Origin of the sequence: Leifsonia sp. NPDC102414 (assembly GCF_044765685.1) — a bacterium.
GTDB lineage: Bacteria > Actinomycetota > Actinomycetes > Actinomycetales > Microbacteriaceae > Leifsonia.
In genome coordinates, this window is the sequence record NZ_JBIWKN010000002.1 from 714608 (window position 1) to 738383 (window position 23776).

The following is a 23776-nucleotide window of genomic DNA, read 5'->3' on the forward strand; positions in this document are numbered from 1 at the left end:
GGGCCGCGCAGACGTGACGTCTCCTCGGCCCCGCGGCCGGCACGGCCTTTCGTATCGTGCCACTGACCGGCCTCGTTAGGGAGCGACCTGTTGCAGAACGAAGTTCATTCCGCTGAGCTCTACGGTCTGCCCCTGGGCCACAGTGTCCGTGACGGAGTCGGCGGGGAAGGTGACGGTCACCGTCACGGGAGCTGTGATCGGAGTGGTCGATGTCGGATCGTCCGGCACGACGTCGAAGACGTTGTTTTCACCGGCGACGGGCGTGAAAGTTCCCCCGGTGGGTGTGCCGAAGGTGAGGGACACATCGAGTGCGTCGAGGAGCTCGGGATCGCCCGTGATAGATGCTGGGTCGATCGAGATCTGCGAGGTGAGGTTGTCGCCCTGCGCGACGACGGACACGTTCGCGGTGTATGTTTCGGAATCGCCCGGAACCCAGTGGTCGAGGTCATCCGACCAGGACCCTCCGGTCGCGGCGACCGTGAGCACACCGGACGAGACGCTGCCGGCGTCCACGTTCGCGGCGTCGTTCCACAAGGCGAGCGATCCGGAGGTGCCGAGGAGGAGAACGAGCCCTCCGCCCGCTGCCACGAGTCCTGTGGTCAACTTTTTCATGTGAATCTCCTGTCTACTTCGTTGTAATAACCGCGTGCGCGACCCCGTGCCTGCGTGAGCGGGCTCGTGTTCGCGTCGGGTCGACACTGATTCATGCTGAGATACAGCTGACCCACCCTTGAAGACCCGATGGGGAGCTGTCGATAACGCGGATTCTTCGCGTCCGCCCCCGGAAGGCGGCAACGGCGCCGAGTGGGCGATCCGAGTTTCCGTTCGAGGCACGATTCCGGGCTGTCGTGGGACAGCCGAAAGCTCCCGGTGGCGTGGCGTGGCGGTCCGGCCGGCTGGGTGGCCGGAGGTCGGTGCGCGACGGCGCTACCGAAGGCGTATGGGTGTCCCCATCCGCCGGCTCAGCGGGAGAGTTTTCCGATCTCGGTGCCGGAAGAGTTGAGGACGTGCATGGTGGTGCCGGAAACGGTCGCCGTGGCCAGGTCGGTCAGCCAGGTGTCCACCCCCGGGCACGCCATCCGCGTGGACGCCACTTCCCCGAACGTCACCGTTCTTCCCGATGTGCTCCAGGTTCCGCTGAGACGGTTGCATCCGTCTGTGCCGGACAGGGAGCCGTTCGCTTGCAGGACGAGCTGGGGCTCGCCCTCCGTGGATGAACCCCAGGTGCCGGCAGGAGGCGCCGCAGCGGGAGCGCATCCCGTCAGTATCAGTGTCGTGGCGAGTGCCGTGATCGAGAACAGCGCCATCCGGTGTGAACGCGTCATGCTGCGTCCTTCTTGGCGAACGTGCGGGCGGTCTCGAGCAGAATCCGTGCCCCGAATCCGGTCGCGCCGACGGTCCGCCAGGAGTCGTCCTGGTCCACGTGCATGGTGCCCGCGATATCGAGGTGCGCCCACGGGGTTCCGCCCACGAAGTGCTGGAGGAACAACGCGGCGGTGGTGGCACCGGCGTATGGGCCGCCGAGGTTGGCGATGTCGGCGATGGTGGAGTCCAACTGCCGGCGGTACTTCTGCTCCAGCGGCAGCTGCCACACCGGTTCGTCGGCGGCAGCGGATGCCGCGCGGACCAACTCGACCGTGCGAGAGTCATTGCCGAAGATCGGGGCGGTGGATGCGCCGAGCGATACCAGGGCCGCACCGGTCAGCGTCGCGATGTCGACGATGGCATCCACGGCTGCCTCGTTCGCGAGCACGAGTGCGTCCATCATCACCAAGCGCCCTTCGGCGTCGGTGTTCTTCACCTCGACAGTGGTTCCATCGCGCGCGGTGAGCACATCGCCGAGTTTGTACGCCGTGCCGGAGGGCATGTTGTCGGTGCACATCAGCCAGCCGGTCACTCTGGTGCGCACTCCGCTGTCGCGCAGCCCCGTGAACGCGCCGAGCACGGCAGCGGCGCCGCTCATGTCCATCTTCATGAGCAGATGCATCGGGTCGCTCGGCTTCAGGCTGATGCCGCCGGAATCGAACATGATGCCCTTGCCGACGAGACCCAGATGACCCGTCGCATCCTGGGGCGTGTACTCGAGCTTGATCATCCGAGGCTCCTCCGTCGAGCCCTGGTTCACGCCCAGAAGACCTCCGCAGCCGAGCTCGACGAGCGCCTGCTTGTCGAACAGCTCCACCCCGAACCCGAATCGCGTGCCGAGCTCGACGGCGATCTCGCCCAGCTTCGTCGCGGTCAGGTGACCGGGAGGGGTGTTCGCCAGATCGCGGGCGACGATGGTGGCGCGGGCCGATACGAAGGCGGCAGCGATGGCGAGGTCCGCGCCGTCCGTGTCCGGAACATCCAGCGTGAACGAGATCAACGGAACGTGCGTCGAGGTCTTCTTCAGCGCCGTGTAGCGGTAGCCGGCCAGGAGGGCGCCCTCGGTGGCTGCACGGATCGCGGAGAGCGGGTCGACGCCGGCCAGGTCGTCGACGCGAAGGCTCAGCCTGGCCCTGCGGGATGCGGTCCGGACGAGGGATGCGGCGGCGTCGCGGAAGCCCGCTGCGTCGACATCGGCCAGGGGTCCGAGACCGACCGCGACCAGATCCGGCCCTGATGCCTGCGGCAGCAGCAGGGCAGAGCCCGCCTTCCCCTCGAATCCCGCGTCCGCGAGGTCTGCACGATCGAACCCGAGGGACCGTGGCACGTCGGCGTCGGAGTACACGCCGATGCCGATCGCCTCGGCATCGGTCTGCGAGCCGACGATCACCGACACCGCATCCAGGGCGTCGAGCCCCGGAACGGCGGCGATATCGGCCTGGGTCACCGTGTTCTGCCTGCTGGTCATGTTCTGTGCTCCTCTGATGACGAATGGCGGGGTGACGAATGGCGGGGGCGACGATCGACTCCGGGCGGCCCTAGCCGCCGGTTTGCACCGGAGAGCCAGGGCCCCACGGGATCCCCAGCAGGAACCAGGCGATGAACAGCAGCGTCCAGCTCACCAGGATCGCGACCGTGTACGGAATCATCAGCGCGATGATGGTGCCGATACCGGCGTCCTTCTTGTACCGCTGCGCGACGGTGACCATGAACGGCAAGTACACCATCAGCGGGGTCAGGACATTGATGGGTGAGTCGCCGACTCGATAAGCGGCCAGCAGCGTCTGCGGGGCCACGTGGAGCGAGGCGAAGATCGGGATGAATACGGGCGCGAAGATCACCCACTTGGGCACCAGCCCGGGGAGGATGAAGTCCAGAATCACGATCACCAGGATGAACGCGACCAGCAGCACGATCGCCGGAACGCTCGCCGACTTCAGAAATTCGGCCGCCGAGATCGCGGCGACCGTCGGCAGGTTCGACCAGTTGAAGAGCGCGATGAACTGCGCGATCATCAGGAACATCAAGAGCAGGCCGCCGAGGCTCCCGAAAGTCTTGGCGATCGCCGCTACGGCGGCGTTCCCGCCGACGAGCGTCTTCGCCCCCGCTCCGTATGCGACGCCGCAGACCAGGAACGCGAGCGTGATGATGAAGACGAGGCTGGCCATGAATGGCGTGGTGCCGATGATCGCGCCGGTCTCCGGGTCGCGCAGCGGCGCGCCTGGGGGAGCGGTGAGGAGCACGATGACCGCGATGAAGCCGATCAGCGCCCAGAACGAGAACCTCAGCCCTCGCGCTTCCGCCTTCTCGTCGACCTTCTCGTCCGCGCCGTCGCCCGCCGTGTAGTCCGCCGGATTGAACGGGCCGAGTCGTTTCTCGGTGATGAAGACCGTCACGAGCAGCACCACCACTGCCATCAGAATCGACGAGGCGACGGAGAAGTAGTAGTTCTGGGTGACCTCGAGGGTCTTCATCCCTGCGGCCGAGAGTACCTCATTTGTGACCTCGGTGAGCATGCTGTCGCTCGGAGTAATCAGCAGGTTCACCCCGAACACGGCGCCGACGGCGGCGAACGCCGCTGCAAGCCCTGCGAGTGGATGTCTGCCGACGGTGAAGAACGCGGCGGCGGCGAGCGGCACCAGGATGAGGTAACCGGCGTCCGTCGCCACCGAAGAGAGCACGCCGACGAAGATGAGAATGAACGCCAGCCACCGCTTGGGAGCGACCTTCACCGTTCGCCGGATGAGCGCCCCCATGAGGCCGGCGTGCTCAGCGACGCCGACACCGGCCATCGCGATCAGGACGACGGCGACGACCCCGAAGCCGGCGAAGTTGTTGACGAACGACGAGAAGAAGAAGCGGATGCCTTCGATGGAGATCAGGTTCTGCACTTCGACGGTGCGCGTCTCGACCGTGTAGTCGGGCACATCCGCCGGCTGACCGGTCGTGGTGTCGAAGATCTGCCAGTTCCCGCCGAACTGTTCGTTGACCTGCGCGAACTGATCGTGCGGAAGAGGGGTGACGACCTCGTCGGTGACGGACACTCCCACCCAGGACAGGATTGCGGAGAGCACCGCGATGAAGGCGATCAGGTAGAGGAACATGATCGTCGGGTTCGGCACCTTGTTGCCGGCCTTCTCGATCCAGTTCAGAAAGCCCTTGTTCGGGGCTTTCGTCAGCGCGGCCGCGTCACTGCTCACGATGCACGCGCCGGTCGCCGGACGGACTGCGGACGACTTCGGTGCAAGGCCACGGATGACGCCCTTTCAGTACGGTGCACGGATCGGTGGCGAGGACATCCGCCGCCGTTTCCATGATTCCGAGTGGCGCGTCCGACCTGCAAGATAACCCCCCAGACATGGGGGTGGGACAGGGGTGACGGCCGCCCTAGTGTCAGGGCAATGGATCCGATCGTCACCACCCTCGTCATCCTTTCCGTCGCGGTGGTGGCCTTCGTCTCGAACCGGATTCCACTCGGCGCGGTCGCGATCGGCGTCTCGCTCGCGCTCTATCTCACCGGCATCCTGGACCTTCAGCAGGCGCTGGCCGGGTTCGGCGATCCCACGGTGCTGTTCATCGCTTCCCTGTTCGTGGTGAGCGAAGCGCTCGAATCGACCGGGATCGTGGCCTGGGCGGGGCAGGAGGTGATCAGCCGCGCCGGCGTGCGACGCGTGCCACTGCTCCTGACGATCGGCATCCTCGTCGCGGTGGTGACCGCGGTGATCAGCGTGAACGGCTCCGTCGCCGCCCTGCTGCCCCTCGTGGTCGTCGTGGCGGCACGAGCGAAGATCGCCCCCTCTCAGATGCTGATCCCTCTCGCGTTCTCTGCGCACGCGGGATCCATGCTCGCCCTCACCGGCACTCCGGTGAACATCATCGTGTCCGATCTCTCCGCCGACTCCGGCGGACGGCAGTTCGGTTTCTTCGAATTCGCACTGGCCGGCCTGCCGCTGCTGGTCGGCACGTTGGCGATCATCCTCCTGTTCGGATCGCGCCTCCTGCCGCACCGCACAGCCGCTTCCGCGCCGATCGACGTGGAACAGCTCGCCGCGACCCTGCGGGCAGACTACGAGGTCGCATCCGATCGCGCGATGATGACGGCAGGACGGGGGATCGCCGAAGTCGTCGTGCCGCCGCGGTCCAGCCTGATCGGCCTGCACGTTTTCGCCGGAATGTGCACCCCGAGCGGAGACCTGATGATCCTCGGCGTGAACCGCGCGGGGGAGCCGCTCGCCGAGAGGGGAGCGGTCCTGCGAGCCGGCGACGCACTGTTGCTCGACGGAAGCTGGGACGACCTCCACAAGCACACCAGCGGGAGCGGCGAAGTGCTCGTCGTCGACGATCCCGCCACGCTCCGCCGCGCGGTGCCGCTCGGCGCGGGGGCCAAGCGAGCCGCCGTGATCCTGTTCGTGATGATCGTGCTCCTCGCCACGGGGATCGTCCCCGCCGCCGTCGCGGGAATGCTGGCCGCCGTGGCGCTCGTGCTCACCAAGGTGGTGTCCGTCACGCGCGCGTACCGGTCGATCTCGTGGACGACGGTCATTCTGGTGGCAGGGATGATCCCGATGGCCACGGCATTCCAGACGACCGGTGCGGCGACGGCGATCGCGGATGCGCTGAGCTCGCTGCTCGGCGACGCCGGCCCATATGCTGCTCTGGCGGTCATCGTGCTGATCACTCTGGTTCTCGGCCAATTGATCAGCAACACGGCGACGGTGCTGATCGTCGCGCCGGTCGCTGTCGCCCTGGCCGATGCCACACACCAATCCGTGTTGCCGTTCCTGATGGGGCTCACCGTCGCGGGTGCCGCAGCGTTCCTCACCCCTGTCGCGACACCGGCGAATCTGATGGTGATGGAGCCGGGAGCCTATCGGTTCGGCGACTACGCCAGACTCGGCCTGCCGATGATGGCGCTGTACTTCCTGGTGGCGGTGTTCTACGTGCCGCTCGTCTGGCCGTTCACGGGTTGACCTTCCGCGTCGAGGAGCACCCGCACGGCCGGGCCTCCCTCCGGACGCATGAGTACAGAGACGACACCCCTTCCTCGTGCCTGGATGGTGATGTCGACCGTCTGTGCCACCAGCTCGGCGAGGGCCCCGGCGAGGGTGTCGGAGATCACCGCTCCCGACGGGTCCTCTCCGCCGAGCATCAGGACGCGTGCGCCGCCGCGCCGCGCCGCGTCCACAGCCTCCGCCAGCGCTGGATGCGCGAGCCCCGCAGCCCGGATGCGGTCCCGAATCCCACCCTCGGCGACAGTGAGCTGCCGGAGGAACCCGTCGTCGATCGTCCGACCTGCGGCGAGATCGTTCAGTGATGGTCGGGCGATCCGCAGGATCTCTGCGAGCTCTGCGCGGGATGCTCGCGTCGCGTCTTCCGCGGCACGGGCTTCGGCATCGGCCAGTGCCGCTCGTTCGCGGGCGGAATGCTCGCGACGGACCACCGCGGCGAGGACGAAGCGCCAGGTCGCGCCCACGATTGCAGCGCTGACGGCGGGGAGGACCAGCTCGGCGAGATCCACGCCCAGACGCCCGCTGTACACCCCCCACGCCAGTGCGAACGCGACGACGGCGACGGTTCCGATGCCGCCGATCACGACATTGCCGCGCATGATCAGGAGCGCCGCCAGATACGAGTTCACGTTGAACAGCCAGACCTCGCCGGCGCTGGGGTCTGCCAGCTCGAGGAACAGGAGCACGGACACCGCCACCACGAGCAGACCGGCGAGCACGATCAGCGCCCGCCGCCGCGGCAGCGGCCCGGGCGCGGGCGAGGTGACCAGCACCGCTCCGGCTAAGGGCAGCAGGAAGCCGACGACCCCGATCGCGCCACCCGAGTCGCGGAACCACCCACCGAGCACAGCCTGCGCGACGCCCGTCAGCCAGACCACGATCAGTGCCACCCTGGCGCCCGTGGTCGCGAGCCCGGCGCTGGCCGTCCTCGCGGGTGCTGGGCTCATCGGAGCCACTCCAGCTCGACGCGGGTGCCGGACACATCAGAGCGGATCGTCGCAGACCCACCTGGCAGCTTTCGCATCCGCCCGAGAATGCTGCCCCTCACGCCCACCCGTTCCGCGGGCACGGTATCGACATCGAAGCCGGGGCCATCGTCGGTGACGACCAAGCGGAGCGCGTCCGGGCCGATCACTCCGGTCACCCGGCGAGTCGTCGCTCCATCGGCGTGCAGAGCAGAGTTGCGCAGCGCCTCCGCCATCGCTCGTCCCGCCTCGGACACCACAAGCGTGGGGAGGCGCCCGATCGCGGCGTCGATGCGGGCGTCAGCCGGCTGAATCCACCGCGACGCGATCGTGACGAGCCGCTGACGGGCTTTGCACACGTCCTCCTCTGCTCCGTCCTCGGCGTCCGGCGCAGCAGCGGCACCCAGCACACGCAACGCGACCTCCGCGGCCGCCCGCAACTCGGGGATGGGTTTCCCCGGCAGCCGTGTGGCCGCGACCAGTGTCGAGAGGACCTCGTCGTGCACCAGGCGGGAGAGCTCTTCCTGCCGCTCGGCTCGCGCCTGAGACAGTGCCCCGCGCTCGACGCTGCGACGGTCCTCCTGCTCGATCCGTTCCCTGTCGCGAAGCCGGGACCGGATTCCGATCAGGATCGCGACGAAGGCTGCATTGCCCAGATGGATCGGAGTCTGCAGCAGCACCTCGTGCGGCACGCGTCCGAGGAAGAGGAGTCCGGAAAGCGCCGGAGCGAGCGTACTGAGGACGACGTATCCGATCGTGATCGGCAACGGGGTGATCAGCGCCACAAAACACATCATGATCGGCTCCAGCGCCCAGATCCACGGCCGGAGCAGGTCGGGATGCGCGCCGTTGTACCCGAGGAAAACGGTCGCCTGGGCGAGGATCGTGACGACGATGGCCGAGACGCCGAGCGCGTGCACGATCCGCAGAGGAAGCACGCGACCCCCCGCGGCGATCGCTGCGATGAGGCCGACTGCCGCGAACGCGAGCGCCGACCACCACAGCACGAACTCGTCCGTCGTCCGGAGGACGCGGTCGCCGGCGGCGAGCGTCAGCACCAGCCCGCCGAGCGCAAGTACCCACCCGAGCATGCGCTCGATCGCCCACGGGGCGGCGGGTCGCGGACTGTTCACAGCGAGTCGACCAAGCCGTCCTCGACTGCGCGGCGGAACAGGTCGACCTTGGTCGGTGCTGACCGGTCCACCGCCAGGTACTTCTTGCGGATGTTGCTGATGTGCTCTGTCACGGTGTCGCGGGACAGGTACAGCAGCTCCGCAACATGGTCCGCCGTTGCGCCTGAGGCATACAGCGCCAATACCTCGGACTCGCGGGGGGTGAGCCTGGCATCGGTGAGAAGGCGATCGCCCTCCAGCGCCGCCGCCCAATCCGCGCCGGCGACCACCCCGCCCCGAGCCGCCGTCCTGACAGCGTCGACGATGGCGCTGGTCTGCTCCGTCTTGCGGATCATCCCCACTGCCCCGGCTCGCGCGGCATCGCGGACCAGCTCGGGACGGTCACCCGACGTGTACGCCAGCACGCGCGCGCCGCCCGCGGCCAAAAGCTGTGTGTTCGCGAACGGGCTCGAGTCGTCGCTCAGCGAGAGGTCGAGCAGCACCACGTCGGGGAACTCTCGCAGCGCCAGCACCTGACGGATGCTGTTCGCCGCCGCAACGACGCGCAAGTCTGGCTGGGCGTTCACGATCGCTATCGTCCCGAGCATCATGGCGGGATGATCCTCCACGATTCCAACCCGAATGGTCATCGTTGCTAACTCGCCGTCTGTCGTTCCTCCCGCGCGTGAGGTCAGCATATCGGGCACCCAGAGGCCCGGTCGACGACGCCGGTAGGTGGCGGATTCGGCGCTGGCGTGATGGATTCGGCGGTGGTGTGTCTTACTCAGTGGAGGCGCATCTTCTCTGTGCTTGCCTCCCGTTTCGCGTCTGAAGGCGCGGAACCGGCGCCGCCAGCTCTATCCCCCCCATACTGGAGCTGGCGGCGTCCTCGATCCGAGGAATCCGACCTGGGTGCCGGCGGGCCAGCCGACGACCCCCGCCCCACCACGGGGCGATGCGTGTGTCCTGTCTTTGGTGGCTCCGGCGTCTCGTGTGCGAAGCTAGCAACGTTGTAAATCCGTCGAAGGAGGCGCCGCGTGGTCGCGACACTGAAGGATGTGGCCGCTGCGGCCGGGGTCTCCGTGAAGACCGCCTCCAACGTCGTGAACGGCTACGAATTCGTCAAGGCGTCGACGCGGGAGAGGGTGCTGTCCGCCATCCAAGAGCTCGGCTATCAGCCGAATCTCGCCGCGCGGAACCTGCGCGCGGGACGCACGGGCGTGATCGGGCTCGCCGTCCCATCGTTGAGCTTCAGCTATTTCGCCGAGCTGGCGGACGCTGTGCTCGAGGCATCGAGGAAGCTCGGCTTCGTCACGCTGATCGAGCAGACCGGCGGTGATCGGGACGTCGAGCTCGAGCTCCTGCGCGGCTCGCGGCTGTCCATGCTCGACGGTCTGCTGTTCTCCCCGCTCGGCATGTCGAACGACGACGCGGAGTACCTGAACGTGGACTATCCGCTGGTGCTGCTCGGTGAGCGCATCTTCGAAGGACCGACCGATCACGTCCTCATGCAGAACGTGAACGGCGGGTACGCGGCCACCGCGCACCTGCTGAACTCGGGACGACGCCGGATCGCCGTGTTGGGTGCGCATCGGGGGGAGCTGGTGGGGTCGGCGTCTCTGCGGCTGGAGGGCTATCGGCGCGCCCTCACAGACTTCGGGGTGGACACCGGCGACGAGCTCGTCGTCTTCCGCGAGGGCTGGCACCGGGCGGACGGTGCCGCCGCCACACAGGAACTGCTGTCCTCGGGCACGTCATTCGACGCGATCTTCGCCCTGAACGACGAACTCGCTCTCGGCGCTCTGCGCATCCTGCATCAGGAGAACATCCGCGTGCCGGAGGATGTCGCGGTGATCGGCTTCGACAACCTCGTCGACGGGCAGTTCGCCATGCCGAGCCTGAGCACCATCGATCCGGGTCGCGCCGACATCGCCGACCGTGCGGTCACGGCGCTCATCGAGCGCATCGGGGACCGCGCCGCGACCAAGCGACCCCCGCGGGTCATCGAGGTGCCGTTCACCACGGTCGCCCGCGAGTCGACCGTGTCGATGGCGTCGTCGGTGCGTCTGAGCTGATGGCGGTGACGATCCCATCGTCCCTCTGGGCACTCGGCGTCGGTCGAGAGCGCCGTCATGTTCTTCAATGACGGCTGGTGGTACCTCGACCCGGAGGGCGACGTGAGGGGCGGAACCGTCCTCGACAATCTCGCTGCGTCCGGTGGACTCCCTCCACTGGTCGGCGTAACGGCGGTGTGCTCTTGCCCGACGCTCTTCGCTGGCTCTGGAGCGACGCCGCACACTCGACGCCATGAGATCCATCGCCGGGCCTGACGTGCGTGCGAGGATGTTCGCGTGAGCGCAGGTGAGCTGGACATCGTGAGCGGACCGGAGTTGAGCTTCCGCCCGGCGGTCGCGACCCTCGGCATCCGCGAGACCGTCCCTTTCCGGACGATGCTCTCCAATCGAGACCGTTTACTCGCAGAACTGATCGGCTGGCTCGATGAACACGGTGTCGAACCGGCGGGGCCCTTCTTCCTTCGTCTCCACGTGGTGAACATGGCCGATCTGATGCAGATCGAGGTCGGCGTGGCGGGAGAGTCCGACGCCACGGACGAGCGGGTCCAGGCCGGCGTCATCCCCTCCGGCAACTACGCCGTGCTGGCCTATCGCGCGAAATCAATGGCGGCGAACAAACTCCTGCACGGTTGGATCCGCGAGCACGACCTCCAACTGGATACACAGCCACGCCCGGATGGCGAAGCCTTCGCGTCGCGCTGCGAGATCTACCTGACGGACCCTCGGACGGAGCCGAAGAAGACCCGCTGGATCGTCGAACTCGCGTTCCTCACCAGAGCGTGACGCGACCGTGGCGATCGGACTGGACCCGCTTCGGGAGGCTGCCAACAGTTCGCATGTCGTGGTGCGGGAATCGGCCTAGACCATCCGCGCCACAAAGAGAATGGTCGGATTCGGACGGCGTCAGAAGTCGTCGGAGCGCGTGCGCTTCTCCTGGACGCGCTCACCGGTCGCCGGGTCGATGCCGCCGCGGCTCACGGTCGTCGTCCTGCGCCTGCGCAGCATGAAGATCAACGACAGCACGAACACCACCACGCCGGCGCCCATCAGGATGTAGCCCACGAGCGCCACGTCGATCCACGACACCTGCACGTTCAGCGCGAACGCGAGGATCGCGCCGACCACCACCAAGAAGATCCCACTGCCGACGCCCATCTGGTTTCCCTTCGGTCACGTGCGGCACACGTTACTCCGGTCGTGCCGTCCAGGCGACGTTCATTCGGCGCGGGAGAACTCCGATGCCCGCGCCACCTGGTCGGCGGTGAGCGCGACGCCCGTGTACCGCTCGAACTGGCGAGCAGCCTGCAGGGCGATCACCTCGGCGCCGGTGATGACGGCGGCTCCTGCCGCGCGGCCCGCCACGATCAGCGGCGTCTCCGACGGGAACGCCACCACATCGAACACCGTGGATGCCGCGGCGATGTGCTCCTCGGCGAACGCCGTCACGTGCTCGCTCTCCCCGCGCATCCCGAGCGGGGTGACGTTGACGATCACGTCGAAGCCGGGCTCCGGGTCGGCGGCCACCCAGGTGTATCCGTATTTCTCCGCGAGCGAAGCGCCGGCCGTCTCGTTGCGGGCGACGATGGTGAGGTCGTCGAACCCGGCGCCGCGGAAGGCGGCGACGACCGCCTTCGCCATGCCCCCGGAGCCGCGCAGCAGGACGCGCTGCGCAGGGTCCACCCTGTGTTCGGCGAGCAACGCGGCCACGGCCTCGTAGTCGGTGTTTGATGCGGTCAGCACGCCGTCGTCGTTGACCACCGTGTTCACCGACTCGATCGCGAGAGCAGACGGTTCCATCACGTCGACCAGCGGGATGATCGCCTCCTTGAACGGCATCGACACCGAGCAGCCGCGGATGCCGAGAGCCCGGATGCCGCGCACAGCACCCTCGAGGTCGGTCGTGGTGAACGCCTTATAGATGAAGTTCAGGCCGAGTTCGTCGTAGAGGTAGTTGTGGAACCGGGTGCCGATGTTGCTCGGCCGGGCGGCGAGCGACATGCAGACCTGCATGTCCTTGTTCAGGATGGGCATGCGCCCATTCTCGCATCGCTCAGCGCACCAGCATCCGCTCGAACTCCTTGGTGCGGTGCCCCACAGCGAACCACGCGATGGTGCCGCCGAGCGGCAGCATCAGGATGGTGACCAGCCAGATCGCCTGCGCCTGCCAGGCCAACGAGCGGTCGCGGACGATCTGCACGAAGGCGACCACCACGAACGTCAGATTTGCGATCGCCGCTGCTGCCCCCAGCACGACGAGGATGAGCCCCCCGAAATCCATGGGGCTCAGCTTAGGTGGTACGCCCTGTCTGCCGCACGTCCGAAAACGTCGGCTCTCTCGTCGGCGCTCAGACCCGCGACGAGTTCGCGGGAGACGCGCAACGTCTCCGCGTACGGTCCGGCGAGGGTGGAGACCGGCCAGTCGCCGCCGAACAGCACCCTGCCGGGACCGAACGCGTCGAGCACGTGCTCGACGTACGGCCGCAGGTCGTCGGCGGTCCCCCGCCCGGCGGCGCCGAGCGTGGTGAGCCCGGAGAGTTTGACGAAGACACTTGGATGCGCGGCGAGCCGGGTGATCAGGGACGCCCACGGCTCGGCTCCCTGGTCGCCTGCTCCGACGGGCGGTGTGCCCAGGTGGTCGATCACGAGCCGGAGCCCGGGCAGCGATTCGGCGAGCGAGAGCGCGTGCTCCAGGTGGCGGGGAAGCACGCCGATCACGTCGAACGCGAGATCCCTGTCGGCGAGGAGCGCGAGAGAGTGCTGGACCGCATCCCGTGCCAGCCAGTCGGCGTCCGGCTCGTCGTGGATGAGGTGGCGCACCCCCACGAATCCGGGATGTGCCGACCATGCGTCGAGCTGGGTGGCCGCCGTGGCCGGGTCGAGCAGGTCGACCCAGGCCACGACGCCGGCGATGAGAGAGGACGAGGCCGCGACGGCGAACATCGCCTCCGAGTCCTCCAGCGAGTTCGCCGCCTGGACGAGCACGGCGCCGTCGACGCCCTCCTGACGCAGCTGCGGTTCGATCTCCGGGAGGGCGAACGTGCGGTTGATCGGTGCGAGCGCATCGGTCAGCCAGGGGTACGCGACCCGATCCAGATCCCAGAGGTGCAGGTGGGCGTCGACGGTCATGCTCAGGCCGCCAGGGCGAAGCGGATGAGGGTGGGGCCGGCGACGGCGGGCTCGGGCAGAGACACCGTGATGGTGTCTCCGTCGCGCGTCACGGCGATCGGCGTTCCGTCAGCGAGGCGCGCAGACGCCGCGTCGACCGCGGAGGAGACGCCGGAGAGCGAGACAGCTCCCGTCGCGTCCACGAACGCGTTCGCGACGTCCCCGCTGCGCGTCCAGCGCACCCACGGCTCTGCGCCCTGATCCCCTGCGGACGGCCCGGCGATCGCCGCATCCAGGGTCGAGGACCCGAACACCGCCTCTCCGTTGACCGCGTTCCACGCCGCCAGGTGCTCCAGCGTCCTGCGCTGCAGCTCAGGCACGGTGCCGCTGGCGGTGAGGCCGACGTTGAGCAGCAGGTTGCCGCCGCGCGACACGATGTCGACGAACGTCTTCACCGCATCCGGCCCGCTCAGCAGGTGTGTCTCGTCTTCGAGGGTGTTGTGGCCGAAGGAGTATCCGATGCCGCGGCAGTTCTCCCAGCCGCCTTCTCCCTCCACGCTGAGGCCCTGCTGGTACTCGCTGGTGCGGAAGTCCCAGTGCGTCGTGCCCCAGCGGTCGTTGGCGACGCCGTCCGGGGTCGCAGCGTAGAACTTCTCGAACAGGTTCTCCATCGAGAACGGGCCGGACGGCTTGCCAGCGTCCGGCCACTCGATGTCGCCCCAGAGCACGTCGGGCGAGTATCGCTCGATCAGGTCCTCGACGTGCTTGTATGCGTACTCCGCGTAGGCGGCGTCGACGGGACGGCCGAACTCCTGGCCATCGTCGGTGATCGGGGGGAGCCGGGAGAAGTGCCAGTCGAGTCCGCCGGAGTAGTACACGCCGAAGCGGAGGCCGGCATCCCTGGTGGCCTTCTCGAATGCGCCGATCAGGTCGCGCTTCGGGCCGCGGGCCACCGTGTTGCGCCCGTCGGTGCCAGGAGCGTCCCAGAGCGTGACGCCGTCGTGGTGCTTGGTGGTCGGCACGAAATAGCCGGCACCCGTGCTCTTCACCAGGGCGATGAACGCATCGGGATCGAACTCGTCCGGGTGCCAGGCGTCGATGAAGTCGTCGTACGGGGCGCCCCCGTACGCGTCGCGCTGGTGCTGGGCCGCCGGGCTGTCCTCGATGCGGATGGTGTTGTAGTACCACTCTGCGTAAGGATTGTGTGCGAACCAGTACTGCTTCTCGATAGTGCCGAGCTCGCCGATCGGCTCTGCCCAGGCAGGAACGGAGTACGGACCCCAGTGCACGAAGATGCCGAGCTTCGCGTCGCTGAACCAGGACGGGAGATCGCGCTCGAACCGCTGGTAGTTCTCGGGGCGGACGGGGTCGTCAGTGAACATTGCCACGCTGAGATTCTCCTTCTTCGCTGAATGGATTGTGGGACGCATCCCGATTCCATATCCTATAGGCAATAGCATCCCTACTCAAAGGAGAGTTCTCCCCGTGGATTCGACCCTCACCGCTCTACCCGACTCCTTCGTGCGTCCGAACGACTTCCAGCTCCCGGGAGGGGAGTGGTTCATCGGCGCAGGATTCGGTCTGTTCGTGCACTGGGATCACGCCAGCCAGCAAGGCATCGAGATCTCCTGGCCGCTCGTCGGCCGGTCCATCATCCCCGGCTCAGACGCGGTGGAGGACACCGTCAGCGTCGAGCAGTACCAGTCGACGGCGCCCACCTTCAATCCCGTCGAATGGGATGCGGTCGCCCTCGCACGCCTCGCCAAGCGCGCAGGTGCGCGCTATGTCGTGTTCACCGCCCGGCACCACGCCGGGTACTCGATGTTCCACACCGAGCACTCCGACTTCGGCATCGAGCACTCGCCGTTCGGCCGCGACATCACCCGCGAGTTCGTCGACGCGATCCGCGCCGAGGGCATCCGGGTGGGCATCTACTACAGCCTCCCGGACTGGAACCACCCGGACTACCCCGCCTTCCAGGACAGCGACCGGCCGTACCCGCTCGAGCACTGGCCGGCGGCGGGAGACCCGGCGAACGCGGGCACACCGGTCGCCGATGACAAGCACCGCCGCCCGTCCCCGGAGGCCTGGGCGCGCTACCAGGACTACCTGCGCGGCCAGCTCACCGAGCTGCTGACGAACTACGGCACCATCGACCTGCTCTGGTTCGACGGTGAGTGGGAGCGCTCAGAGCCCGAGTGGGACAGCGCGGGCCTGCGCGCGCTCATCAAATCCCTGCAGCCGGATGTGGTCATCAACGACCGCCTGCTCGGCCAGGGCGACTACAAGACGCCGGAGCAGGGCTTCCCCGTCACGGCGCCGACCGGGCCGTGGGAGCTCTGCCTCACGATCGGTCAGATGTGGGCCTGGCGCCCTGGCGACACCAAGAGCAAGTCGACCACGTCGCTGGTGACCACTCTGATCGAGGTGGCGAGCCGCGGAGGCAACCTGCTTCTCAACATCGGCCCGAAGGGCGACGGCAGCCTCAATGAGTCGCAGGTGCAGACGCTGGACGAGATCCGCGGCTGGATGGATGCTCACGCCGAGAGCGTCGTCGGCGTCTCGCCGACCGTCGGGGTCGACTACTACGGTCCGTCGACCGCGCGTCCAGGCACGATCTATCTGCACCTGGTGATGCGGCCGATCGAGCAGGTGATCGTGCGCGGCATCCCTGTCGGCAGGGTGACGGGCATCCGGTTGCTGGCGACGGGCGAGCAGCTGCCGTACGAGGTCAATTACGAGGTGCACGAGCAGGCGTCGCGGGATGTGGAGCCGCTCGGCGAGCTCCTGATCCCGGCGCCGAGCGCATCCGGGGCCGTCGTCGATGTGATCGCGATCGACTTCGCCTGAAGGCAGACCCGGTCGACTACTTGACCTGCCGGGGCGCATCCGCTTATGCTCCCCATAACCTATATCAAAGACCCTATAGGATCGTGGATCTGGAGCCCGGGAGGGCACCTCCGCGAAACAGCAGGCTCAGTAGGCGATCACATTTTGATGAATCCAATGGAGGAGGCACAGCAAGTGACACCACGAAGCAAGCGCGCGGCGAGCAGGATCGGAACCGCAATCGTACTGGCAGGAGCGCTCACCGCACTCGCGGGATGCGCGGGCGGCGGAGGCGGGAACGCATCCGGTGGCCCCATCTCGATGTACACCTGGGTGAGCAGTCAGAGCGACCGCGACCAGTGGCAGGGCTTCATCGACCTCGGCAAGAAGGTCGACCCGAAGCTCGACGTGACCATCGACGGACCGAGCTTCAACGACTACTGGACGAAGGTCAAGACCCGTCTCAGCGGCTCCAACCCGCCCTGCCTGCTCACCACGCAGGCCGCGCGTGCACAAGAACTCGGCGGGCTGCTCATGCCGCTGAACGACCTGATCAAGAAGTACAAGCTCGACACCTCGGCGTTCGACTCGTCCATGCTCAAGGGCATGACGGTCGACGGCACCATCCGCGCCATCCCGTACGACGCAGAACCGATCGTCCTCTACTACAACGTGGATGCGTTCAAGAAGGCCGGTCTGGAGCTCCCGAGCACCACGTACACGCGTGAGCAGTTCCTCTCCGACGCGAAGAAGCTCACCACGGCCGACCACAAGGCGCTCGCCATCGAGCCCGGCTTCTTCATCCCGAACGCCTGGGCCATCGCCGACGGCGCTGAGGCGGTCAAGAACGGCAAGCTCGACCTGACCAACTCCAAGCTGGTCGACCAGGTGCAGTCGTACTTCGACCTGGTCAACAAGGAGGGCATCGCAGCGGCGCCGAACGCGGCGGACGGCTCCGACGTCGCCCAGGCGGCGTTCACCGGCGGCACGGCCGACATGCTGATCGAGGGGCCGTGGATGTACGGCACCTTCGCCAGCGCCGCCAAGTTCCAGATGGGCGTGACGATCGTCCCGTCCACCTCCGGCAAGGCGCACGGTATGACGGCGGGCTCCGGCTTCGGCATCGCGAAGAACTGCAAGGACCCGGACGGCGCGTTCAAGGCCATCCAGGCGATGACGGACACCAGCGTGCTCAAGGGCCAGGCGGAGAAGCGCGGCATCGTGCCCTCCCGTGCAGACGCCCAGTCGGCGTGGGCGGAGGGCAAGACGCCTGAGGCGGCCGCGGCCGTGCAGGCACTGCTCGGCAACGCAACGGCGCAGCTCACCACCCCCACCTGGAATCAGGTGGAGACCCTGTTCACCCAGTACGGCGTCGAAGGGTACCGCGGTGACAAGACGGCAAAGGACGTGATGAACACGATCCAGAACTCGGTGGGGCAGTAGCCGCATGGCTTCCCCGCTGATCACGGGCGCCGTCGTCTCGAAGGAGACGGCGGCGTCCGCCGCGCCCGAAACGAGGCCCTTCGGGGTCCCGCACCCCACCCCGCCTCGCGCGAACAAGAAGCGCAAGGGCGACGGTCTCGTCGCGCTCGCCTACCTGTGGCCGGGGCTTGCCGGATTCACCTTCTTCATCCTGGTCCCGCTGCTCGGCTCGCTGGTCATCAGCCTGTTCGAGTGGCCGCTGTTCGGCACCCCGACCTTCGTCGGCTTCGCCAACTACCAGAAACTGTTCTCCGACCCGACGTTCTACACGGTCCTGATCAACACGGTGATCTTCGCGTTCGTCTACACAGCGCTCAACCTGGTGCTCGCGCTGGCTGTCTCGCTGTGGCTGAACACGAGGATCAAGTTCTCCGGCTTCTGGAGGGTGATCTTCTTCCTCCCGGCCATCACGCCGATGGTCGCAAACGCTCTGGTGTGGCGACTGCTGCTCAGCGACAACGGCCTGGTGAACTCGGCTCTCGCGTCCGTCGGCATCCAGGGCCCCAGCTGGCTGTCCGATGCGTCGTTCGCCCTGTTCTCGGTGATCGCGATGTCGGTGTGGCAGTCGTTCGGCTACAACGTGATCGTGCTCTCCGCCGGTCTCGGCAGCATCCCCAAGGAGATCCTCGAGGCGTCCAGGATGGACGGCACCAGCGCCTGGCAGCGGTTGCGGTCGATCATCCTTCCGATGATCTCGCCCTCGCTGTTCTTCACCATGACGATGACCATGATCGGCGCGTTCCAGGTGTTCGTGCAGCCGCAGATCCTGACCCAGGGCGGCCCTGGCGAGTCGACGAACACGTTCGTGCTCTACCTGTACCGCAACGGCTTCGTGTTCGACAGGCTCGGCTACGCATCGGCGCTCGCCTGGATCCTGTTCATCGTCGTGATGCTCATCACCGCCCTGCAGTTCGCCGGGCAGAAGAAGTGGGTGAACTATGACAAGTGAGACGCTCGCACGCGACACCGTGACCCGGCGCAAGCCCAGGATGCGCCGCGCCCAGAAGGTCACAGCCACCAAGACCTGGCTCAACACCCTGGTGATGGCGATCGTGGCACTGGTGTTCACCTTCCCGTTCATCTGGATGTTCTTCTCGGCTCTCAAGCCTGAGTCCGAGGTGTTCTCGGCGAAGCCGTCGTTCATCGGCTCCGAGGTCAAGTGGTCGAACTTCGTGGACGCGTGGACCTTGGTGCCGTTCGGGCGCTTCATCTTCAACGGCTTCTTCGTCGCGATCATGGGCGCGCTGCTGTCGGTGATCGTCGCCGTGCTGTCCGCGTACGCGTTCTCCCGGCTTCGGTTCAAGTACCGCGACCGCATCTTCCTGCTCTACGTGCTGACGCTCGTTCTCCCGCAGGAAGTGCTGGTCGTGCCGCTGTTCATCATGATGAACCAGCTCGGTCTGGTCGACACGTACACGGCGCTGATCATCCCGTTCGCCTTCACAGCGTTCGGCACGTTCCTGCTGCGGCAGTTCTTCCTGACCATCCCGATCGAGTTTGAGGAGGCGGCGCTGATCGACGGCGCATCCCGGTTCAGGACCCTGTGGTCGGTGCTGCTCCCGCAGCTCACGGCCCCGCTGTCCGTGCTCGGGGTGTTCTCTTTCGTCGGCTACTACAACTCGTATCTCTGGCCGCTGATCATCATCAACAGCCAGGAGCTCGCGACCGTCCCGCTCGGCCTCTCGATGTTCACCGGGGAGCACGGCACCCAGTGGAGTCTGATGATGGCCGCGTCGACTCTCGCGATCATCCCGTCGCTCGTCATCGTGGCCGTGCTGCAGCGCCAGCTCATCAAGGGCGTCGCCCTCGGCGGCTTCGGCGGCCGGTGACCCGCGCGGAAACGCCAACGCGCAGCCGACCCGACCCACAATCCAGGAAAGCAGATCAGATGACCCTCGCACCGCCCATCGACCGCATCGCCGTGGACGGCACCATCGTCTTCGCCGAGGCGTGGCTGAGCGACCTCGAAGTGGAGACCGTCCGCACGGATGCTGTGCAGTCGTTCGTGAAGCAGGAGACGATCTTCGTGCGCATCCGGACCGCGGGGGGCGTGGAGGGCGTCGGCTACAGCTACACGATCGGCACCGGTGGCGGCGCGGTGCTCAGCCTGCTGCGCACCGGCCTGCTGGATGTGCTGCTCGGGATGGACGCGAACCGTCCGGAGGCCGTGTGGCGTGCGCTCTTCTCGTCGACCCGCGCCACCACGGTCGGGCTCATCACGTCGCTCGCGCTCGCGGCGGTGGACACGGCGGTGTGGGACGCGCGCTGCAAGGCCGCCGGTCTGCCGCTGTGGGTGGCGGCAGGCGGTGCGCGGCCGAGCATCCCGTTGTACGACACGGAGGGCGGCTGGCTGCACTTCACGACGGAAGAGCTGGTCGCGCAGGCCACGGAGTCGAAGGCGCTGGGGATGAACGGCGTGAAGATCAAGGTCGGCAAGCCGCGCGGGCACGAGGACTTCGACAGGCTCGCCGCCGTTCGGGATGCTGTCGGGCCTGGCATGGACATCATGGTCGACGCCAACCAGTCCATGACGGCGGCGGAGGCGATCCGGCGCGCCGCCCTGTTCGAGAAGCTGGACATCTTCTGGTTCGAGGAGCCGCTGCCGGCAGAGGATGTCGCAGGGCATCGCCGGCTCGCGGAGGCCACCAGCCTGCCGGTCGCGGTGGGGGAGTCGATCTACTCCGTCGGGCACTTCCGCGAGTATCTGCAGGCAGGCGCAGCCTCGATCGTGCAGGTGGATGTGGCGCGGGTCGGCGGCATCACGCCGTGGCTGAAGGTGGCGCACCTGGCGGAGGCGTTCAACGTGTCCGTGGCGCCTCACTTCCTGATGGAGCTGCACGTCTCGCTGTGCTGCGCCATCCCGAACGCGCTCTACCTGGAGCACATCCCGCAGCTCCGCGCCGTGACGCGCAGCGAGATGATCGTGAGCGACGGCGCCGGCGTCGCCCCGACCACGCCCGGCCTCGGCATCGAATGGGACTTCGACGCCATCGACGACCTGAGGGTCGGCTGAGCAGAATGGACATCGTGAACACCCTCACCGCATCCCGTGCATACGGCCGCAGCGGACTGACAGTCGGACCGATCGGCTACGGCGTCGCCGCCCTCGGCAACCTCTACCGCCCGCTCGCCGACGACGTCTGGCCCGGAATCGTGCCCGCGGCGTGGGAGGCGGGCATCCGGTACTTCGACACGGCCCCGCACTACGGTCTCGGCCTGGCGGAGCAGCGCCTCGGCCTCGGGCTGCAGCAGTACGACCGGGATGCGTTCGTGCTGTCGACCAAGGTCGGCCGCGTGCTCGAACCCAACCCCGACTACCGCGACGGGGACACCGACATCGGCAACCTGTTCGCCGTGCCGTCGACCACGCGGCGGCGGATGGACTACTCGCGCGACGGCGTCCTCCGCTCGATCGAGGACTCGCTGACCAGGCTCGGCCTCGACCGCATCGACGTGGTGTTCGTCCACGATCCAGACGAGCACGAACGTGAGGCGCTCGATGGGGCGTTCCCCGCGCTCGACGAGCTGCGGTCGCAGGGTGTCATCCGGTCGTACGGCGCGGGAATGAACCAGTCGGCGATGCTCACCAGGTTCGTGCGGGAGACCGACCTCGACATCGTGATGTGCGCCGGCAGGTACACGCTGCTCGACCAGGCGGCCGAGCACGACCTGCTTCCCGCCGCCGCAGAGCGCGGCGTGTCCGTGGCGGTCGCAGCGGTGTTCAACTCGGGCATCCTCGCGACCGACCGGCCGATCCAGGGAGCGACGTACAACTACGGCACGGCACCGGATGCGCTGGTCGAGCGCGCCTCGAGGATCGCGGACATCGCGGCTCCGTACGGCGTGACCGTGCCCCAGCTGGCCGTGCAGTTCCCGCTGCGTCACCCGGCCGTCGCCACCGTCGTGCTCGGTGCTGACTCGGCCGACCAGATCACCCGCAACGCCGGGCTCGCGGCCGTTCCCGTGCCGGACGCGCTCTGGGCGGAACTCGCGGAGGCGGGGCTGCTGCCGTGAGAATCCTGCATCCTCTATCCTCTCTTTCGCTCCGACGAACCCCTACGATGTCTGCATGACCACCGAACCAGCACCTGGCGCGCACTTCCTCCCCGCGAGGAGGGCGCTCGCCGACGACGTGTACGACGCGGTTCTCGGACTGCTCATGGACCAGGTCATCGAGCCGGGCAGCCGGGCCAGCATCGACGGCATCGCCCGTCAGCTCAACGTCTCGCCTACTCCGGTGCGTGAGGCGCTCGCCAGGCTCGAGTCGGAGGGCCTGGTGGTCAAGCAGGCGCTCAAGGGCTACACCGCCGCACCGCTGCTCGACAGCGAGGGCCTGCGCCAGCTCTTCGAGATGCGCCGCCTGATGGAGCCGTACGCCACCCGCAACGCGGTCGGCGAGCTCACGCCGGAGACGCTGGTCGAGCTCGAAGAGCTCTGCGATGCGATGCACGCCAGCGGCCAGGCGGCGCAGAGCGGCGACGACCGGTTCCGCGACTACAAGGACTTCGCCGACCAGGATGCGGCCTTCCACCGCATCATCGCCGAGCACTCCGGCAACGCGCTGCTCTCCGACGCCATCGCGCGGTTGCGCTCGCACATGCACCAGTACCGCATCTACTTCAAGCACGGCGTGGTCGACGAGACCTCCGGCGAGCACGAAGCTGTGCTCGAGGCGCTGCGCGCCGGGGACGCCGTCGCCGCAGAGAACGCGATGCTCGACCACATCACCAAGTCCTACCTGCGCATCTCGACGAGCCTGGAGCAGGCGGAGAAGGCGAGCTAGCTCAGAAGGGCTCGGAACGGATCGGGCTCGGGATCGGGCTCGGAACAGCCCTGGCTCAGAACAGCCCGGCCAACGCGTCGGCGAACCGGTCGATCGCGGCAGGGTCGCCAGCGGCACGGGTGGGGTTGAGCTCTCCGACCGAGAGGGCGCGGAAGCGGGGGTCGTGCGTGGCGACGCGGAGCGCATCCATTGCCTCGGCGAGGGTCGGGCCGGTGTTGCGGCCGCCGGTGTCCTCGGCGATAGGCGCGTCGGTGAAGTCGAGCAGGTCCACGTCGAGGTGCACGGCGAGCGGGCCGTCTGGGAGTGTCGAGACGGCGGCGCGTGCGGCCGCCGCTGGATCGTCGCGGAGCTGATCGGCGGTGGTCATCGTCAGCCCGAGCCCATCCCGGATGCGGCGCTCGCCGGGGGTCGCTGCGTCCGGGTCGATGCCGAAGAGGTGCAGCGAGGACGGCGCGAGGAACGGAGATCGGCCGAGCGCATCCAGCAGTTCCGACGTCGCGCCTTCGACGCCGAGCAGGTGCGCGACGCCCATCCAGTCGAGCGCGCCGTCCGTGGTGGTGGCCGGGGTGTTGAGGTCGGAGTGGCGGTCGGCGTAGAGCAGGCCGGGTGCAGGGTCGTGCTCCGTGAGTGCCCGCATCACGCCGAGGGTGACCAGGCAGTTCCCGCCGAGCACGAGCACCGCGTCCGTCTGGGCGAGCGCGCGCTTCGTCGCCTCCGAGACGGCGAGGACCGACTCCGCCACCTGCCCGACATTCTGGGCCAGTGGATGCGCGCGGTCGGGCGCCCACACCTGCAGCGGGCCGTCCCCGCTGTCCAGTACGGCGATGCCGCGCGCGCGCAACCGCTCAAGGAGCCCGTGCTCGCGCAGCACGCGCGGCGCCTGCTCCTGGCCGGCCGCGTAGCTTCCGGCGCTCGAGGGAGCCCCGATGACGGTGAGTGTCTTCGCTGTCATGCGCTCCATCCTGCTCTCGCCGCGGCGTGGCTCGCCGACGGATTTGGGCAACGACTGGCGCACGTCTACCTATATCCAATAGGATGTTGGTTGGAAGCC

23 protein-coding genes are annotated in these 23776 nt (G+C 67.6%); 10 read left to right on the forward strand and 13 right to left on the reverse strand.

Going from position 1 to position 23776, the window contains the following annotated elements; translation table 11 throughout:
• Positions 1-75 precede the first annotated feature (75 nt).
• From ACIRCZ_RS11875 to ACIRCZ_RS11890, 4 genes are all read right to left on the reverse strand, one after another.
• A complete protein-coding gene (locus ACIRCZ_RS11875; RefSeq protein ID WP_055897022.1) occupies positions 76-612 on the reverse strand; it encodes an alternate-type signal peptide domain-containing protein in 537 nt (178 codons plus the stop codon).
• Between the two features lie 350 nt (positions 613-962).
• Complete coding sequence (locus ACIRCZ_RS11880) at positions 963-1325, reverse strand: META domain-containing protein (protein ID WP_235500533.1); 363 nt, start codon at positions 1323-1325, stop codon at positions 963-965.
• A complete protein-coding gene (locus tag ACIRCZ_RS11885; RefSeq protein ID WP_402853250.1) occupies positions 1322-2833 on the reverse strand; it encodes a leucyl aminopeptidase family protein in 1512 nt (503 codons plus the stop codon). Before ACIRCZ_RS11885 ends, ACIRCZ_RS11880 begins: the two co-directional genes overlap by 4 nt.
• A 70-nt stretch (positions 2834-2903) precedes the next feature.
• A complete protein-coding gene (locus ACIRCZ_RS11890; RefSeq protein ID WP_402853252.1) occupies positions 2904-4565 on the reverse strand; it encodes an AbgT family transporter in 1662 nt (553 codons plus the stop codon).
• A 201-nt stretch (positions 4566-4766) separates the two neighbouring features.
• On the opposite strand from ACIRCZ_RS11890, the gene ACIRCZ_RS11895 reads away from it, so the two are divergent.
• Positions 4767-6335, forward strand: a complete 1569-nt coding sequence (locus ACIRCZ_RS11895) for an SLC13 family permease (RefSeq protein WP_402853255.1) — start codon at positions 4767-4769, stop codon at positions 6333-6335.
• On the opposite strand, the gene ACIRCZ_RS11900 is transcribed toward ACIRCZ_RS11895, so the two are convergent.
• Genes ACIRCZ_RS11900 through ACIRCZ_RS11910 form a run of 3 tightly spaced genes read right to left on the reverse strand, consistent with a single transcriptional unit; the run spans position 6302 to position 9149 of the window.
• A complete protein-coding gene (locus ACIRCZ_RS11900) occupies positions 6302-7321 on the reverse strand; it encodes a hypothetical protein (RefSeq protein WP_402853258.1) in 1020 nt (339 codons plus the stop codon). The genes ACIRCZ_RS11895 and ACIRCZ_RS11900 overlap by 34 nt on opposite strands.
• Positions 7318-8472 carry a sensor histidine kinase gene (locus ACIRCZ_RS11905; protein ID WP_402853261.1) on the reverse strand — a complete coding sequence of 385 codons (1155 nt, stop codon included), beginning with the start codon at positions 8470-8472 and terminating at the stop codon, positions 7318-7320. Before ACIRCZ_RS11905 ends, ACIRCZ_RS11900 begins: the two co-directional genes overlap by 4 nt.
• Complete coding sequence (locus tag ACIRCZ_RS11910) at positions 8469-9149, reverse strand: response regulator transcription factor (RefSeq protein WP_055897006.1); 681 nt, start codon at positions 9147-9149, stop codon at positions 8469-8471. The genes ACIRCZ_RS11905 and ACIRCZ_RS11910 overlap by 4 nt, the downstream gene beginning before the upstream one ends.
• 339 nt (positions 9150-9488) lie before the next feature.
• Between ACIRCZ_RS11910 and ACIRCZ_RS11915 the strand changes: the two genes are divergently transcribed.
• Both ACIRCZ_RS11915 and ACIRCZ_RS11920 read left to right on the forward strand, forming a co-directional pair.
• Entirely contained in the window at positions 9489-10526 is a 1038-nt protein-coding gene (locus tag ACIRCZ_RS11915) for a LacI family DNA-binding transcriptional regulator (protein WP_055897004.1), read from the forward strand.
• A gap of 276 nt (positions 10527-10802) precedes the next feature.
• On the forward strand, positions 10803-11309 hold the full coding sequence (locus ACIRCZ_RS11920) for a hypothetical protein (protein ID WP_402853266.1): 507 nt from the start codon (positions 10803-10805) through the stop codon (positions 11307-11309).
• 120 nt (positions 11310-11429) lie between these two features.
• On the opposite strand, the gene ACIRCZ_RS11925 is transcribed toward ACIRCZ_RS11920, so the two are convergent.
• The 5 genes from ACIRCZ_RS11925 to ACIRCZ_RS11945 are packed head-to-tail and all read right to left on the reverse strand — an operon-like array spanning position 11430 to position 15013.
• Positions 11430-11681, reverse strand: coding sequence for a DUF6458 family protein (locus tag ACIRCZ_RS11925; protein ID WP_055896997.1), 252 nt, complete (start codon positions 11679-11681; stop codon positions 11430-11432).
• Positions 11682-11741: 60 nt separating this feature from the next.
• Positions 11742-12557 carry a shikimate 5-dehydrogenase gene (locus ACIRCZ_RS11930; RefSeq protein ID WP_402853270.1) on the reverse strand — a complete coding sequence of 272 codons (816 nt, stop codon included), beginning with the start codon at positions 12555-12557 and terminating at the stop codon, positions 11742-11744.
• 19 nt (positions 12558-12576) lie between these two features.
• Complete coding sequence (locus ACIRCZ_RS11935) at positions 12577-12804, reverse strand: PLDc N-terminal domain-containing protein (RefSeq protein ID WP_402853272.1); 228 nt, start codon at positions 12802-12804, stop codon at positions 12577-12579.
• A gap of 5 nt (positions 12805-12809) precedes the next feature.
• Positions 12810-13652 (reverse strand): amidohydrolase family protein, encoded by an 843-nt coding sequence (locus tag ACIRCZ_RS11940; protein ID WP_402853275.1) that lies wholly within the window; start codon positions 13650-13652, stop codon positions 12810-12812.
• A 2-nt stretch (positions 13653-13654) separates the two neighbouring features.
• On the reverse strand, positions 13655-15013 hold the full coding sequence (locus ACIRCZ_RS11945; protein ID WP_402853626.1) for an alpha-L-fucosidase: 1359 nt from the start codon (positions 15011-15013) through the stop codon (positions 13655-13657).
• Positions 15014-15116: 103 nt separating this feature from the next.
• Between ACIRCZ_RS11945 and ACIRCZ_RS11950 the strand changes: the two genes are divergently transcribed.
• From ACIRCZ_RS11950 to ACIRCZ_RS11980, 7 genes are all read left to right on the forward strand, one after another.
• Positions 15117-16481 (forward strand): alpha-L-fucosidase, encoded by a 1365-nt coding sequence (locus ACIRCZ_RS11950; RefSeq protein ID WP_402853278.1) that lies wholly within the window; start codon positions 15117-15119, stop codon positions 16479-16481.
• 174 nt (positions 16482-16655) lie between these two features.
• On the forward strand, positions 16656-17903 hold the full coding sequence (locus ACIRCZ_RS11955) for an ABC transporter substrate-binding protein (protein WP_235500532.1): 1248 nt from the start codon (positions 16656-16658) through the stop codon (positions 17901-17903).
• 4 nt (positions 17904-17907) lie between these two features.
• Positions 17908-18891 carry a carbohydrate ABC transporter permease gene (locus ACIRCZ_RS11960; protein WP_055896977.1) on the forward strand — a complete coding sequence of 328 codons (984 nt, stop codon included), beginning with the start codon at positions 17908-17910 and terminating at the stop codon, positions 18889-18891.
• Positions 18881-19771: a carbohydrate ABC transporter permease gene (locus ACIRCZ_RS11965; RefSeq protein WP_055896976.1), complete on the forward strand. Its 891-nt coding sequence runs from the start codon at positions 18881-18883 to the stop codon at positions 19769-19771. Before ACIRCZ_RS11960 ends, ACIRCZ_RS11965 begins: the two co-directional genes overlap by 11 nt.
• Positions 19772-19830: 59 nt before the next feature.
• Positions 19831-20955: a mandelate racemase/muconate lactonizing enzyme family protein gene (locus ACIRCZ_RS11970; RefSeq protein ID WP_402853283.1), complete on the forward strand. Its 1125-nt coding sequence runs from the start codon at positions 19831-19833 to the stop codon at positions 20953-20955.
• Between the two features lie 14 nt (positions 20956-20969).
• Positions 20970-21956, forward strand: coding sequence for an aldo/keto reductase (locus ACIRCZ_RS11975; RefSeq protein ID WP_402853286.1), 987 nt, complete (start codon positions 20970-20972; stop codon positions 21954-21956).
• Between the two features lie 55 nt (positions 21957-22011).
• Positions 22012-22725, forward strand: a complete 714-nt coding sequence (locus ACIRCZ_RS11980) for a GntR family transcriptional regulator (protein ID WP_055896970.1) — start codon at positions 22012-22014, stop codon at positions 22723-22725.
• Between the two features lie 55 nt (positions 22726-22780).
• Here ACIRCZ_RS11980 and ACIRCZ_RS11985 read toward each other — a convergent pair whose 3' ends face one another.
• Entirely contained in the window at positions 22781-23677 is an 897-nt protein-coding gene (locus ACIRCZ_RS11985; protein ID WP_402853290.1) for an arginase family protein, read from the reverse strand.
• Between the last annotated feature and the right edge of the window lie 99 nt (positions 23678-23776).

Coding starts and splice junctions, on each gene's coding strand:
- ACIRCZ_RS11930 (WP_402853270.1), bottom strand. CDS start 12,557: ATGCCCATCCTGAACAAGGACATGCAGGTCTGCATGTCGCTCGCCGCC.
- ACIRCZ_RS11935 (WP_402853272.1), bottom strand. CDS start 12,804: ATGGATTTCGGGGGGCTCATCCTCGTCGTGCTGGGGGCAGCAGCGGCG.
- ACIRCZ_RS11895 (WP_402853255.1), top strand. CDS start 4,767: ATGGATCCGATCGTCACCACCCTCGTCATCCTTTCCGTCGCGGTGGTG.
- ACIRCZ_RS11970 (WP_402853283.1), top strand. CDS start 19,831: ATGACCCTCGCACCGCCCATCGACCGCATCGCCGTGGACGGCACCATC.
- ACIRCZ_RS11880 (WP_235500533.1), bottom strand. CDS start 1,325: ATGACGCGTTCACACCGGATGGCGCTGTTCTCGATCACGGCACTCGCC.
- ACIRCZ_RS11965 (WP_055896976.1), top strand. CDS start 18,881: ATGACAAGTGAGACGCTCGCACGCGACACCGTGACCCGGCGCAAGCCC.
- ACIRCZ_RS11940 (WP_402853275.1), bottom strand. CDS start 13,652: ATGACCGTCGACGCCCACCTGCACCTCTGGGATCTGGATCGGGTCGCG.
- ACIRCZ_RS11980 (WP_055896970.1), top strand. CDS start 22,012: ATGACCACCGAACCAGCACCTGGCGCGCACTTCCTCCCCGCGAGGAGG.
- ACIRCZ_RS11945 (WP_402853626.1), bottom strand. CDS start 15,013: ATGTTCACTGACGACCCCGTCCGCCCCGAGAACTACCAGCGGTTCGAG.
- ACIRCZ_RS11960 (WP_055896977.1), top strand. CDS start 17,908: ATGGCTTCCCCGCTGATCACGGGCGCCGTCGTCTCGAAGGAGACGGCG.
- ACIRCZ_RS11900 (WP_402853258.1), bottom strand. CDS start 7,321: ATGAGCCCAGCACCCGCGAGGACGGCCAGCGCCGGGCTCGCGACCACG.
- ACIRCZ_RS11910 (WP_055897006.1), bottom strand. CDS start 9,149: ATGCTGACCTCACGCGCGGGAGGAACGACAGACGGCGAGTTAGCAACG.
- ACIRCZ_RS11885 (WP_402853250.1), bottom strand. CDS start 2,833: ATGACCAGCAGGCAGAACACGGTGACCCAGGCCGATATCGCCGCCGTT.
- ACIRCZ_RS11985 (WP_402853290.1), bottom strand. CDS start 23,677: ATGACAGCGAAGACACTCACCGTCATCGGGGCTCCCTCGAGCGCCGGA.
- ACIRCZ_RS11875 (WP_055897022.1), bottom strand. CDS start 612: ATGAAAAAGTTGACCACAGGACTCGTGGCAGCGGGCGGAGGGCTCGTT.
- ACIRCZ_RS11925 (WP_055896997.1), bottom strand. CDS start 11,681: ATGGGCGTCGGCAGTGGGATCTTCTTGGTGGTGGTCGGCGCGATCCTC.